At 72.4% G+C, this 12,933-nt stretch carries 11 protein-coding genes; 5 read left to right on the top strand and 6 right to left on the bottom strand.

The genetic code is table 11. The features are described 5' to 3' along the window. Window positions 1–120: 120 nt before the first annotated feature. Complete coding sequence (locus AB0D46_RS37465) at window positions 121–813, bottom strand: HAD-IA family hydrolase (protein ID WP_362884433.1); 693 nt, start codon at window positions 811–813, stop codon at window positions 121–123. A 133-nt stretch (window positions 814–946) separates the two neighbouring features. Continuing rightward, complete coding sequence (locus tag AB0D46_RS37460) at window positions 947–1,693, bottom strand: peptidoglycan-binding domain-containing protein (RefSeq protein ID WP_362884432.1); 747 nt, start codon at window positions 1,691–1,693, stop codon at window positions 947–949. 673 nt (window positions 1,694–2,366) lie between these two features. On the opposite strand from AB0D46_RS37460, the gene AB0D46_RS37455 reads away from it, so the two are divergent. Then, complete coding sequence (locus AB0D46_RS37455) at window positions 2,367–4,442, top strand: MDR family MFS transporter (RefSeq protein ID WP_362884437.1); 2,076 nt, start codon at window positions 2,367–2,369, stop codon at window positions 4,440–4,442. Window positions 4,443–4,478: 36 nt separating this feature from the next. Here AB0D46_RS37455 and AB0D46_RS37450 read toward each other — a convergent pair whose 3' ends face one another. Continuing rightward, window positions 4,479–5,063, bottom strand: a complete 585-nt coding sequence (locus AB0D46_RS37450) for a GNAT family N-acetyltransferase (protein WP_362884430.1) — start codon at window positions 5,061–5,063, stop codon at window positions 4,479–4,481. A gap of 105 nt (window positions 5,064–5,168) precedes the next feature. Between AB0D46_RS37450 and AB0D46_RS37445 the strand changes: the two genes are divergently transcribed. Further along, window positions 5,169–5,564, top strand: coding sequence for a nuclear transport factor 2 family protein (locus AB0D46_RS37445; protein WP_362884429.1), 396 nt, complete (start codon window positions 5,169–5,171; stop codon window positions 5,562–5,564). 274 nt (window positions 5,565–5,838) lie between these two features. Here the strand turns inward: AB0D46_RS37445 and AB0D46_RS37440 are convergent, their stop codons facing one another. Further along, complete coding sequence (locus AB0D46_RS37440; RefSeq protein WP_362884428.1) at window positions 5,839–6,177, bottom strand: antibiotic biosynthesis monooxygenase; 339 nt, start codon at window positions 6,175–6,177, stop codon at window positions 5,839–5,841. A gap of 166 nt (window positions 6,178–6,343) precedes the next feature. Between AB0D46_RS37440 and AB0D46_RS37435 the strand changes: the two genes are divergently transcribed. Continuing rightward, the gene (locus tag AB0D46_RS37435) at window positions 6,344–8,308 is read left to right on the top strand and encodes a bifunctional glycosyltransferase 87/phosphatase PAP2 family protein (RefSeq protein WP_362884435.1); all 1,965 of its coding nucleotides are present in this window, start codon (window positions 6,344–6,346) and stop codon (window positions 8,306–8,308) included. Window positions 8,309–8,330: 22 nt separating this feature from the next. Here the strand turns inward: AB0D46_RS37435 and AB0D46_RS37430 are convergent, their stop codons facing one another. Together AB0D46_RS37430 and AB0D46_RS37425 are read right to left on the bottom strand one after the other, a co-directional pair. Then, window positions 8,331–8,795 (bottom strand): hypothetical protein, encoded by a 465-nt coding sequence (locus AB0D46_RS37430; RefSeq protein ID WP_362884426.1) that lies wholly within the window; start codon window positions 8,793–8,795, stop codon window positions 8,331–8,333. Window positions 8,796–9,189: 394 nt separating this feature from the next. Further along, on the bottom strand, window positions 9,190–10,434 hold the full coding sequence (locus AB0D46_RS37425) for a cytochrome P450 (protein WP_362884424.1): 1,245 nt from the start codon (window positions 10,432–10,434) through the stop codon (window positions 9,190–9,192). A 249-nt stretch (window positions 10,435–10,683) separates the two neighbouring features. Here AB0D46_RS37425 and AB0D46_RS37420 point away from each other — a divergent pair, with 249 nt between their 5' ends. Next, on the top strand, window positions 10,684–11,853 hold the full coding sequence (locus AB0D46_RS37420; RefSeq protein ID WP_362884422.1) for a steroid 3-ketoacyl-CoA thiolase: 1,170 nt from the start codon (window positions 10,684–10,686) through the stop codon (window positions 11,851–11,853). A 297-nt stretch (window positions 11,854–12,150) separates the two neighbouring features. Continuing rightward, complete coding sequence (locus AB0D46_RS37415) at window positions 12,151–12,735, top strand: exonuclease (protein WP_362884420.1); 585 nt, start codon at window positions 12,151–12,153, stop codon at window positions 12,733–12,735. Window positions 12,736–12,933 lie beyond the last annotated feature (198 nt).

Here is a 12,933-nt window from a genome sequence, read left to right as displayed (position 1 = left end):
GCCCGCGCTGCCCGCGCTGCCCGCGCTGCCCGCGCTGCCCGCGCTGCCCGCGCTGCCCGCGCTGCCCGCGCTGCCCGCGGCGGCGTGCCGGGGCGGGGTGGGCGGAGTGTGGAGGAGGGGTCAGGTGGTGGGCGGGGTGAGGGTGAGGGTGAGGTGGATGGTGCCGTCCGGGGTGGTGTCCACGCGGATCGCGGTCAGGTCGGCGACGTGGGCCGTCGGGTCGTAGGCGGCGGCGCGGGGGCCGATGCCTATCACGCGCATGCCGGCGGCGAGGCCCGCCGCGATTCCCGCGCCGGAGTCCTCGAAGACGATGCAGTCGGCCGGGTCCACGCCCAGTTCGGCGGCGCCCATGAGGAAGCCCTCGGGGTCGGGCTTGCTGGCCGAGACGGATTCGGCGGTCACCCGTACCCGCGGCATCGGCAGTGCGGCGGCCGTCATCCGGGCCGCGGCCAGGGCGGCGTCGGCGGAGGTGACCAGGGCGTGCGGCAGGGCGTCGATCGCCGCCATGAACTCGGGGGCGCCCCCGACGGGGACCACGCCGTCGGTGTCGGCGGTCTCGCGGGCGAGCATCACCGTGTTCTCGGCGTAGTTGAGTTCCATCGGCCGGTCGGGCAGCAGGATGGCCATCGTGGCGTAGCCCTGGCGGCCGTGGACCACCTTCAGCGCCTCGTGCGGGTCGAGCCCGTGCGTTACCGCCCACTCGCGCCAGCATCGTTCGACCACCGCGTCGGAGTTGACGATGGTGCCGTCCATGTCCAGCAGCAGGGCCTTGGCGGTCAGGACGACGGGGGTGGCGGTGGTGCTGGCCGGCATGGGAGGGGCTCCAGACGGGGCGGGAAAAGAGAACAAGTGGTTCCGTCCACCGGTCAGGGGATGAGGACGGAACCACTTTGTTCCCACACGATACAAAATTCGGGACGGTCCGCGCCACCGCGCAGGACGTGACTTATCCCTCCAAGGCGCGCCGGGTCGCCGGCCCGTAGACACCCCACGGGTCGTCGTAGATGCCGAACTCCATCTGGAGGTCCTGGACGGCGCTGCGGACCGAGCGGCCGAACTTGCCGTCGAGCCTGCCGCGGTACAGCCCTTGCTCCGCGAGGAGCCGCTGCAGTTTTTCCACCTCGGCGCCGGAGTCCCCGTACCGCAGCGTCGGCGCCTGGAGGGCCGGGGGCGGCGGCGCCGCGGAGGACGGCGGCGGACTTGCGGAGGGGCTGGCGGAGGTCGACGGGCTGGGCGGCGCCGACGAACGGGACGTGCTGGGGGAGGCGGACGGCGACGCGGAGCGGGACGCGCTGGGCGAAGCGGACCGCGAAGCCGACGTGGACGGGCTCGGCGTCGGACTCGACGCCTCCTCCGAGGGGCCGCTCGGGTCGACGGGAACCACGCTGACCGCGGGGGCCGACGGTTTCGGGTCCGTCAGGGCCCGGTCGTCCGTCCCGGAGCCGGTGAACCCCAGTGCCGCGGCCACCGCGCCGGCCACGACCAGCGCGCCGACACCGGCCAACAGGGGCACCACCAGGCGTCGGGACCGCTTGCCGGTCTCCTGTTCGGCGCCGCCGACGGGCTGCACGGGCTCGGGGGCGTGTGCGGCGGTCGCGGGCACGGCTCGCAGCTGGACCGTCTGATCGGGCCAGGCGAGTACGGGTATCCCGTACGCCGGGGTGTGCGGCTCGGACGGGCCTGCCGGTGGCACGAGCGGAAGCACCGTCGTGGCCTCGCCCTCGGGGGCGGGCGGGGGTGCGGCGGGCCCCCCACCCGAAGGCTGAGCGAGATCGGGACCCGGAGCTGGAGCCCGACCGAGACCCGGAGCCCGACCGAGACCCGGAGCCTGACCCGGACCCTGGCCGAGGCCCGGAGCCGGAGCCGACCCTGGACCGAGACCCGGACCCGAGGTCTGGGGCGGGTTCGGCCCCGCGCCCAGGGCCGGGGACGGCGGCGGGCCGCGGTGGCCGGCCGGGCGGGTCGGGGCCTGCCCCGGCTGCGGGGGCGGGGCCGCGCCGGGTGCCGGGGCAGGGCCGGCCGGGCCCTGTGCGGCGGACGGGCCCGGCGGGGGCGGGTCCGAGGGGAACGCCGGCCGGTCGGGGGCGTCGGAGGGCTGGGAGACCGCGCCCAGGACGGACTGCGGGGACGACGGGTCCGGCACCGCCCGACCCTGGTCCGGCAGCGCCACGTACGGGCGAATGCGCAGCGGGTTGAACCCCACCCCCGCCGTGCACCGGCATTCGACGCTCACGGCGCCGCATTCTGGACAGCGCTCAGCGCTCACTGGTACCCCTCCCTGGCCAATGCCTGCGATTATGCAGACCCCTCAGGCCTCACCCAACCCGCCCGACGGGCCATAACCGGACAGACCACTCAGGATGGAGATGTTGTCCCGGCCCGAGGAGGAGCCGATGGCTCAGGATGTGACCACGCCCGCCGTGGACCCCGGTCCCGGCGCCGAGCGAGCCTCCCGAGAGGTGCTCGTCTCGATCGGAGCCCTGCTACTGGGTCTGCTGATCTCCGCGCTCGACCAGACCATCGTGTCCACGGCGCTCCCCACGATCGTCAGTGAACTCGGCGGCATGGATCACCTGTCGTGGGTGGTCACCGCCTACATGCTGGCGGCGACGGCGGCCACGCCGCTCTGGGGCAAGCTCGGCGACCAGTACGGGCGCAAGAAGCTCTTCCAGTACGCCATCGTGATCTTCCTGGTCGGATCGGCCCTCTGCGGACTGGCCCAGGACATGCCGCAGCTCATCGGGTTCCGCGCCCTCCAGGGTCTGGGTGGCGGCGGGCTGATGGTCCTGTCCATGGCGATCGTCGGCGACATCGTTCCGCCTCGGGAGCGCGGCAAGTACCAGGGCCTGTTCGGCGCGGTGTTCGGTGCGACCAGCGTGCTCGGGCCGCTGCTGGGCGGTCTGTTCGTGGACCACCTCTCCTGGCGTTGGGTCTTCTACATCAACCTCCCGATCGGTCTCGTCGCACTGGTCGTCATCGCCGCCGCCCTGCGCATCCCGGCCCGCTCCTCCCGCCACACGATCGACTACCTCGGCACCTTCCTCATCGCGTGTGTCGCCACCTGCCTCGTGCTCGTGGCCTCCCTCGGCGGCACCTGGGGCTGGGGATCGGCACGCATCATCGGGCTCGCCGTCCTCGGCGCTGTGCTTCTGGTGTGCTTCGTGGCCGTGGAGCGGCGGGCGGCAGAACCGGTCCTGCCGCTCGGCCTGTTCCGCATCCGCACCTTCACCCTCTGCTCGGTGATCAGTTTCATCATCGGGTTCGCGATGTTCGGCGCGATGGTTTACCTGCCGACCTTCCTCCAGGTGGTCCGGGGCGTCTCGCCGACCATGTCCGGCGTCCACATGTTGCCGATGGTGATCGGCCTGCTCATCGCCTCCACCGGCTCCGGGCAGATCGTCAGCCGCACCGGCCGGTGGAAGGCATTTCCCATCCTGGGCACCGGCATCACCGCCATCGGCCTGTTGCTCCTGCACCAGCTGCACCGCGACAGCTCCGACCTGGTGATGGGCGCTTCGTTCTTCGTCTTCGGGGTGGGGCTCGGTCTGGTCATGCAGGTGCTCGTCCTCGTCGTGCAGAACTCGGTCAGTTACGCCGACCTCGGCGTCGCCACCTCCGGTGCCACCTTCTTCCGTTCCATCGGCGCCTCCTTCGGTGTCGCCATCTTCGGCACGGTCTTCACCAACCGGCTCGGTGACCTGCTCGCGACCGCCCTGGCCGGCGTACGGCTGCCGCCGGGCGCGAGCGCCGCCGGGCTGGAGGCCGATCCGCGCGCGATCGGCGCACTGCCGGCCGAGGTGCGGACCCGGGTGTTGGACGCCTACTCCGACGCCATCACCGACGTGTTCCTCTATGCCGTTCCGGTGGTGCTGGTCGCCTTCGTGATCGCCTGGTTCCTCAAGGAGGACAAGCTCCGCGGCTCCGTCACCGCACCGGACGTGACGGAAACGCTCGCCTCCAACCCCGTTCACCGCTCCTCCCACGAGGAGGTCGCCCGCGCCCTGTCCGTTCTGGGCACCCGCGAGGGCAGGCGGCACGTCTACGAGAAGATCACCGCGAAAGCCGGCTACGACCTGCTTCCCGCGGCCAGCTGGCTGCTGCTGCGGATCAACAAGTACGGCTCCGCCGAACCGGCGGTGCTCGCGGAACGCACCATCGTTCCGCTGAGGGCCATCACGGAAGCGGCCCGGCAGGTCGAGGAGCGGGGGCTGGCCTCCCGCGACGGACTCGCGCTGATCCTCACCGAACGCGGGCGGGTGGCCGCCCGCCGACTGTCCGACGCCCGGCAGGAGTCCCTGGCCGAACTGCTCGGTGACTGGTGGGGGCCGGACCGCCCGACCGACCTGGTGAAGCTGGTCGCGGAGATCAACCGGGAACTGTGCGGTTCCGACGCCGAGGAGCCCTACGACACGTTGCCGCGTCGGGACCACTCCGCGCACTGAGGGGCGGGGCGGGTCCGGCCCACCGGGCAGGTCAGGTCAGATCAGGGGCTTCTCGAACCAGTGCTCGGCGTACGGTCCGGAGTTGTAGGCCGGTATTTCCCGGTACCCGTGGCGCGCGTACAGGGCACGGGCCTCCACGAGGTCGGAGCGGGTGTCCAGGCGGACCCGTTCGGCGCCCAGGGACCGGCCCGTCGCCTCCAGGGCGGCGAGCAGGGCGGCGCCGCCGCCGGTGCCGCGAGCACGCGGGTCGACGTACACCCTGGTGAGTTCGGCGGTGACGGGGTCGATCAGGCGGACGCCGCCGCAGGAGAGCGGTACCCCGTCCAGCCGCCCGATGAGGAAGCGGCCCGAGGGTGGGGCGAGGTCGTCCGCCGGGAAATCCAGCATGCCCTGGTCTATTTCTGCATCGGTGACGGCCCGTTTCCAGTACCGGCCGGCGACTTCGGCGTAGTAGGCGCGGCGCAGGATGGTCGCATCCGGGGTGGTGAAGGGCTCCTGGACCACGAACCAGGCACCGGGCGCGGGGGGCGTGGAGGAAGACGTGGAGGAAGACGAGGAGGAGGAAGAGCAAGGAGAGGGAGAGGCGGGAGCGGAGGTCTCGGTGATCGTGTTGGTGTCCATGCCGCCATTGTGGGTGCCCTCCGCGTCGCCCGCGTTGGAATATCCACACGCACGGGCCGATGATGAGGAAAGGTGAAAATACGGCAATCAGAGGGTGTGAGGGTCATGTCGGAGCATCCGAATTGCGCCCTTGTACGCCGCGGCTACGAAGCCTTCGGCGCGGGCGACATGGAGACGCTGGGCTCGCTGATGACGGCCGACGTCATCCACCACGTACCCGGCAACAGTCCGCTCTCCGGGCACCACAAGGGGCGGGAAGCGGTCCTCGACCTCTACCGCCGGCTCGGCGAGGAAACCAACGGCACCCTCCGGCTCGACCCGGACCGGATCCTGGCGGACGGCCGGGGACACGTGATGTCGTTCCACCTCATGCGCGCCGACCGGGGCGACCGGGGCATCGAGATCCACGAGGGTCTCTTCTTCACCATCGTCGGCGGAAAGATCACGGACATCGACGAGTGTGTGGAGGACCTGGACGAATCGGACGCGTTCTGGTCCTGACCGCGGTCCTGGCAGCGGTCCTGGCCGTGGCCGTGGCCAGGACCGTGACCGTGCGCGGGCCGCGCGGCGGGCGGGGTGGCTGCCGGGCCTAGGCGACCCCCGACCCGTGCCGCGCGCTCGCGGCGGCCCGCGCGCCGAGGCCGAGCCGCAGGCTCACCGGTCCGCGCCACCGACTGCCTGCCCCGGGTCGGCGCCCCCGTGGCCGAAGCCCGGCCGCCGCCCGAGCCCCGCCTCCGCGCACGCGCCCGCCGCCGTTCGACCTTCGGTCCCTGGATCAGCCCTGCTTCGGCTTCGGGCTCGCCTGCTGGACCACCTCGAAGGACCAGACCGACGAACCCGAGGCCGCCGGCTTCGGGCGGTCGCCGCCGGCGGGGGCGTCGCCGCCCTGGTGGGCCGCCTTCATGGGGCCCTCCATCCACGCCTGGAAGTCCGCCTCCGAACGCCAGCGCGTGTACACGAGGTACTGGTCGGTGCCCTCGACGGGCCGCAGCAGCTCGAACCACTCGAACCCGTCCGAGTTCTCCACGGTGCCCGCCCGGGAGGCGAAGCGCTTCTCCAGGACCTCGCGCTGCTCGGCCGGCACGGTCAGGGCGTTGATCTTCACGATGCTCATGGACGCCATCCTAGGGATCGCGCGGGGGATATCGTCGTCCCGGTGAGCAAACGCGGTACGAGGCACGGCAGCCGGGCGAAGTCGGGGTTGCGGTGAACTGGCGGGAGGACGGCGAGGCGTGGCCAACACGGCGGAGCGCGGCGGTGCGAACGGACACGCCGGGGTCATAGGCGGTAGCGGCGACGGCAGGCTGGGGGCGGCGCGTCTGCTCCTGTGGGCCCTCGCGGGCGTGCTCGCCGTCAGACAGGCCACCGCCGTGCTGCGGGTGCCCCCCGCCGAGTGGCTCGGCGGCCTCCACCTCCCCGCCGGCCTGCCCGGTTCGCTCTACGACGAGGGCCAGTTCACCGGCACCCCCTTCGCGGGCCTGGTCCTGAAGCCCCTGACCGGCCTGGCCGCGCCCTCCCTGGAGGTGGCCTGGACCTGCGTGACCCTGCTGTTCGTCGCCGCGATCGGGCTGGTCGCCGCGCGCGGCCTGCCCGACCCCGTGCCGCGTCGCACCGCGCTGTTGGCCGCGCCCGTGCTGGTCGCGGTGATGATGGTGTCGCTGCCCGTCCGCGAGGCCGCCTCCCCCGGGCAGACCGCCGTCCTGCCCGTGCTGTTGGTGCTGCTCGCCGTGTTCCGGGTGCCGGGGGACCGCCCCGCCGGTTTCCTCCTGGGGCTCGCCGCCGCCCTCCAGCCACCCCTGTTGATCTTCGGCGCGCTGCTGTGGCTCACCGGCCGGCGGCCCGCCGCGCAGGCCGCCGCCGTGACCTTCGCCGGAGCGACCGCCCTGTCCTGGGCCTCCCTGCCGCGCGACTCCTGGACGTACTGGGTCGAGCACGTCATCGGCACCGGCCTCGGCGGAACCCCCGGAAGCCTCGCCAACCAGTCCCTCCACGGCGCCCTCCTGCGCCTCGGCCTCGACGGCCCCGCCGAGATCGCCCTGTACCTCGCCCTCGCCGCGGCCGTCACCTGGTTCGGGCTGCGCCGCGCGGCCCGCTACGCCCGCGACGGGCAACTGCTCCTCGCCGTCGCCGTCACCGGGTGCGTGGCCGTCGCCGTGTCCCCGGCCGGCTGGCGCCACCAACTGCTGTGGGTGCTCCTGGCGGTGGCCGGCAAGGTGGGCAAGCGGGCCGCGGACCGGCGGGTGTGGCCCGTCGCCGTCGTCCTCGCCATGACCTTGCCGAGTTCCGTACTGCTGCCGAACATGGCCGCGCTGGCCCCCGTACGGGACAACGTGCCGCTCCTCGCGGCGCTCGCCGCGGCCTGCGCCGTGCCGTTCCTGCCGCGGTCCTCGCCGTACTGGCGCGAGCCGGTGCCCACCGTCCACGGGCGGCCCGCCGCGGCCCGCTGGTCCCGGGTGCCGCTGCTGCCGTTCTGGCGCCGGGTGATGTCCCGACCCAACCTGCTGCTGGAACTGCTGCTGATACGGGTCGGCTACTCGCTCTACTCGCACATCCGCGCCGCCGCCCCCACCAGCCGCCCGCTCGCCGAGGGCAACGCCCGCCGGATCCACGGGATCGAGCAGGTCCTCGGCATCGACATCGAGCACGCCGTGAACCACGCGGTCGTGAACACCCCGTGGCTGGAGGCGTTCTTCAACTTCTACTACACCTCCTTCCACTTCGTCGTCCCGCTGGGCATCCTCGCCGTCCTGTACTGGCGCCGGCCCGGCGACTACCGCTGGGCCCGCGCCTCGCTCGGACTGGCCACCGTCCTGGCCCTGTTCGGGTTCTGGCTCTACCCGCTCGCGCCGCCGCGCCTGATGCCGGGCCTCGGCTTCGTCGACACCGTGCACGGGGTGCAGGACCTGGCGAACCCCTCGTACGGGGCGATGACCGCGATCTCCAACCAGTACGCGGCGATGCCCTCGCTGCACTTCGGCTGGTCCCTGTGGTGCGGGATCGTCATCGTGGTCCTCGCGCCGAAGGGCTGGCAGAAGCTGCTGGGCGTGCTGCACCCGCTGATCACGGTGTGCGCGATCGTCGCCACCGCGAACCACTGGGTGCTCGACGCGCTGGGCGGCGCGGCCGTCGTCGCCGCCGGCTTCGGCCTCGTCCACGTCCTGTCCGGTCCGCGCGGCGTGCAGCTGAACCTGCCGGCGCAGCGCGCGTCCGCCGCCGAGGGGACGCGCGCCCCCGCCCGTACGTAGAGCGGTGAACCGGCCGCTACGCCTACCGGAGCGAGCCGTGCCGGTGGCGGGCCGGCGGCACGTCCACGTCGACGGCGTGGGCCCGGACGAGCAGGCCGGCCCCGGCAGCCGCGCCGGTTTCGGCGTCCCCGCCGGCCTCGGCACCCGCGCCGGTCGCGCCTGCCACGGATGCGCGTCCGGCCGGGTGCAGCAGGGCGCGGAACAGCCCGAGGCGGGCCCGCAGGAGCTGCCGTGCCCGGCGTTCCTCGACCCTGGACGCCCAGGACACGGAGGCGTCGCGGTGGTGGCGGGGGAAGGCGTGGACCTCCACCCGGCGGCGGATCCTGACCGGGCGCGGCCTGTTGGACTCCCGCTCCGCGTCCGCGAGGCCGCGGGCGCTGAAGCGGAGGTCGTGGAGGACCACGATGTGCCAGGGGCTGCCGGCCGGGCGGCCGGGCGGGGGCTCCTCGCCGTGTTTCGGGGGGATGTGATGAGCGGTGCGTGACATGGAACTCCGTCGGTCGCCACCGCCAGGCCTGTCCTGGCGGGCTACCTGAAGCCCCGGGGTCCCGTCGCACGCGCTTCTGACATGCACATACCTTACTCGCGCCGAGGCCCGGGTCACGGGCACGCGCGACGGCGAGCCGTACGGGCACGGGACGACGACCTGCGCGGTCCTGCGGCCTTCGTGACGTGCGACGGCCTCCTCGCCCGCGACGGCCGAAGGGGCGCCGGGGGCGTCGAGCCCCGGCGCCCCTTCGGTGGATCGTCGCGTCCCGTCAGGATCGGGCCCGGGCACGTCACGGCGGCGCGGCGCGCACCGCGACCCCGGTGGGCGGCAGGGGCCGGGGCGTGGGTGGAACGGCCCCTGCCGCTCCGCGTCCGGTACGGCCGCGGAGTGCTCAACCGCGGCTGACCCGGAGCTCCTTGATGCCGTTGAGCCAGGCCGCGCGCAGCCGACGCGGGTCCTCGCCGGTCAGCCGCAGGTCGGGCAGGACGTCGGCGAGGGCGTTGAAGATCAGGTCGATCTCCATGATGGCCAGGGACTTGCCGAGGCAGAAGTGCGGGCCGCCGCCGCCGAACCCGAGGTGCGGGTTCGGGTCGCGGGTGACGTCGAAGCGGCCGGGGTCGGTGAACACCTCGGGGTCGTGGTTGGCGGAGGAGTAGAACATCCCCACGCGGTCGCCGGCCTTAATCTTCTGGCCGCCCAGTTCGGTGTCCTGGGTGGCGGTGCGCTGGAAGGACACGACGGGTGTGGCCCAGCGGACGATCTCCTCGGCCGCCGTGGCGGGCCGGGTCTCCTTGTACAGCTCCCACTGGTCGGGGTGGCTGAGGAAGGCGTGCATGCCGTGGCTGATGGCGTTGCGGGTGGTCTCGTTGCCCGCGACCGCCAGCAGCAGCACGAAGAAGCCGAACTCGTCGGAGCCGAGGTTGCCCTGGCCCTCGGCGGCGACCAGTTGCGTGACGATGTCCTTGGCGGGGCATTCCTTGCGCTCGGCGGCCAGGTTCATGGCGTAGCCGATGAGTTCCATCGCGGCGTTCGCGCCGACCTCTTCGGTGATCGCGTACTCGGGGTCGTCGTAGGCGATCATCTTGTTCGACCAGTCGAAGATCCGGGCCCGGTCCTCCTGCGGTACGCCGATCAGCTCGGCGATGGCCTGGAGGGGGAGTTCGCACGCCACCTGGGTGACGAAGTCGAAGCTGCCGTCGGCGGACGCGGCCAGCGCCTCCTCGGCGATCTTCCGGGCCCGGTCGCGCAGGGCCTGTTCCAGGCCGCGGATGGCGCGCGGGGTGAAGCCGCGCTGCACGATCTGGCGTACGCGCGTGTGTTCCGGCGGATCCATGTTCAGCATGATCAATCGCTGGGCATCAATGGCATCACGCGGAACGTGCTCGTTGAAGCGGATGATCGCCGTATTGGTGGTGGAGGAGAAGATCTCCGGGTGCGTGGAGACGTACTTGACGTCCGCGTGCCGGGTCACGACCCAGTAGCCCTCGTCGTCGAAGCCGGTGATGCCCCGCCGCTGCGGGCACCACCACACCGGGGCCGTCTGTCGCAGCTGGGCGAACTCCGGCAGCGGGACGCGGCTTTGGAGAAGATCGGGGTCGGTTGCGTCGAAGCCTTCGGGCAGCGCGGGACAGGGCATCGGGGCGACTCCAAGGTCTGACGGAGCATCAGAAGTTGCACGCTGGCTTGAACGTAGTAACGAGTTCTAGAAGAGGCAAGGGCCGGAGCGCGACCTGTTGGGTGTGGAAACCGTGTAAGCCGCGTGCAAGACCCTTGCGTGCCGGGGGTCCGGGTCATAAGACTGCGGGGAGAACTAGAACGCGTACTAGTTCGGGCGGGGCGCCGGGACGGCCCGCCGCGCTGGCGCTGTGCAGGAGAGGACGAGCTCATGGCCGCGGAACCCGTCATCGTCGAAGCCGTACGCACCCCCATCGGGAAACGCGGGGGCGCGCTGGCCAACCTCCATCCCGCCTACCTCCTCGGTGAGACCTACCGCGAACTGCTCGCCCGGACCACCATCCAGCCCGACTGCGTCGAGCAGGTCGTCGGCGGCACCGTCACCCACGCCGGCGAGCAGTCGATGAACCCGGCCCGCAACGCGTGGCTCGCGATGGGACTCCCGTACGAGACCGCCGCGACCACGGTGGACTGTCAGTGCGGCAGCTCCCAGCAGGCCAACCACATGGTCGCCAACATGATCGCCGGCGGGGTCATCGACGTCGGCATCGCGTGCGGCGTCGAGGCGATGAGCCGCGTCCCGCTGGGATCCGGCTCCAAGCACGGCCCGGGCAAGCCGTTCCCGGACGAGTGGAACGTCGACCTCCCCAACCAGTTCGAGGCCGCCGAACGCATCGCCCGCCACCGGGGCCTGACCCGCGAGGACGTCGACACCCTGGGGCTGCTCTCCCAGGAGCGGGCCGCGGCCGCCTGGGCCGAGGAGCGCTTCAAGCGCGAGACCTTCGCCGTCCAGGTCCCGACCACCGAGGCGGAACAGGCCGCCGGGCAGGGCATGTGGCGCCTCGTCGACCGGGACGAGGGGCTCCGCGACACCAGCATGGAGGCCCTCGCCCGCCTCAAGCCGGTCATGCCGACGGCCGTGCACACCGCCGGGAACTCCTCGCAGATCTCCGACGGGGCCGCCGCCGTGATGTGGGCCTCGCGCAAGATGGCCCGGGCGCTCAAGCTCCGCCCGCGGGCCCGGATCGTCGCCCAGGCACTGGTCGGATCCGACCCGCACTTCCACCTCGACGGGCCGATCGACGCCACCCGGGCCGTCCTGGGCAAGGCCGGCATGTCGCTCAAGGACATCGACCTCGTCGAGATCAACGAGGCCTTCGCGTCGGTCGTCCTCAGCTGGACCCGGGTCTTCGACCAGGATCTGGAGAAGGTCAACGTCAACGGGGGCGGCATCGCGCTCGGCCACCCCGTCGGCGCGACCGGCGCCCGCCTGATCACCACCGCGCTGCACGAACTGGAGCGTCGCGACAAGGAGTTCGCGCTGATCACCATGTGCGCGGGCGGCGCGCTCGCCACGGGCACGATCATCCAGCGGCTCTGACCTCCAGCGGCTCCGAGGCCGCACGGGCGCGGGGGACGGGGGCGGGGCTCCGAGGCCACGCCCCGAACCCCGCCCCGGGACTCCATCGCGCGCTGTACGCGCGCTCCGGCCGCCGACCTGCCCGGAGCGCGCCCCACGCGGCATCACCCGGGTACCCTTCGACGCCAAGTGCCTCCCGGGGGTGGGTGACGGCAGGGGTCGGACCGATCCCGCCCGCGGCCGTGGCGTCCGCCTTCCTCCGGACGCGGGGCCCCAGTGGCGCCCGGAGCAGGGAGCAGGGAGCAGGGAGCAGGATCCATGACGAGAGCAGAGTTCTACGTTTCCGCGGATGTGGAGGCCGATGGCGCGGTGCCCGGGCCGTTCTCGATGTCGAGTTTCGGGTTGGCGGTCGCGGGGGTTCGCGACGGTGCCGGGTTTCGGGCGGTCGACCCGGCCGAGCGGACCTTCTACGCCGAGCTGAAGCCGATCAGTGACGCCTTCGACCCCGAAGCCATGGCGGTCAGCGGCCTGGACCGGGACGGGCTGGTGAAGGAGGGACGGGACCCGGCCGAGGCCATGAACGCGGCGGCCGACTGGCTCGCGGCGGTGTCCGAGGAACTGTCCGCCACTCCCGTGTTCGTCGCCTACCCGCTGGGCTACGACTGGATGTGGATCTACTGGTACTTCATGCGGTTCGCCGACGCCGGCTCCCCGTTCGGGCACTCCCGGTGCTTGGACCTCAAGACCCTGTACGCGGCCAAGGCCGACGTGCCGCTGCGCGACGCGACGAAGCGGTCGATGCCGAGTCACCTCCTGTCCACGCGCCCCCATACGCACCACGCGTTGGACGACGCGATCGAGCAGGGCGAGCTGTTCCAGAACCTCATGCGCTGGGAAGGCTGACGCGCCCGGGCGGATCACGGCTGCGGGCGGCCGAACGGGAAACGGGTCCGGATGCGCAAAAGCGCCCAGCTGGAGTTCCAGCCGAGCGCGCATGCGTCTGAGCGTGTGGGGGCGTTACCGCCGGCTCAGTACCAGTGGTGGGTCTGCCAGAAGTTCCAGGCGCCGACGGGGCTGCCGTAGCGGGAGTTCATGTAGTCC

The organism is Streptomyces sp. NPDC048383 (genome assembly GCF_040651775.1).
In the GTDB taxonomy this organism is placed as follows: domain Bacteria; phylum Actinomycetota; class Actinomycetes; order Streptomycetales; family Streptomycetaceae; genus Streptomyces.
Note: the sequence above shows the minus strand (reverse complement) of the source record. Positions and strands in the feature narration are given on the sequence as shown.

What these genes read in the sequence shown, in the direction of transcription:
- AB0D46_RS37420 (WP_362884422.1), top strand. Translation starts at nt 10,684, where the DNA reads ATGGCCGCGGAACCCGTCATCGTCGAAGCCGTACGCACCCCCATCGGG.
- AB0D46_RS37465 (WP_362884433.1), bottom strand. Translation starts at nt 813, where the DNA reads ATGCCGGCCAGCACCACCGCCACCCCCGTCGTCCTGACCGCCAAGGCC.
- AB0D46_RS37450 (WP_362884430.1), bottom strand. Translation starts at nt 5,063, where the DNA reads ATGGACACCAACACGATCACCGAGACCTCCGCTCCCGCCTCTCCCTCT.
- AB0D46_RS37425 (WP_362884424.1), bottom strand. Translation starts at nt 10,434, where the DNA reads ATGCCCTGTCCCGCGCTGCCCGAAGGCTTCGACGCAACCGACCCCGAT.
- AB0D46_RS37415 (WP_362884420.1), top strand. Translation starts at nt 12,151, where the DNA reads ATGACGAGAGCAGAGTTCTACGTTTCCGCGGATGTGGAGGCCGATGGC.
- AB0D46_RS37445 (WP_362884429.1), top strand. Translation starts at nt 5,169, where the DNA reads ATGTCGGAGCATCCGAATTGCGCCCTTGTACGCCGCGGCTACGAAGCC.
- AB0D46_RS37440 (WP_362884428.1), bottom strand. Translation starts at nt 6,177, where the DNA reads ATGAGCATCGTGAAGATCAACGCCCTGACCGTGCCGGCCGAGCAGCGC.
- AB0D46_RS37455 (WP_362884437.1), top strand. Translation starts at nt 2,367, where the DNA reads ATGTTGTCCCGGCCCGAGGAGGAGCCGATGGCTCAGGATGTGACCACG.
- AB0D46_RS37430 (WP_362884426.1), bottom strand. Translation starts at nt 8,795, where the DNA reads ATGTCACGCACCGCTCATCACATCCCCCCGAAACACGGCGAGGAGCCC.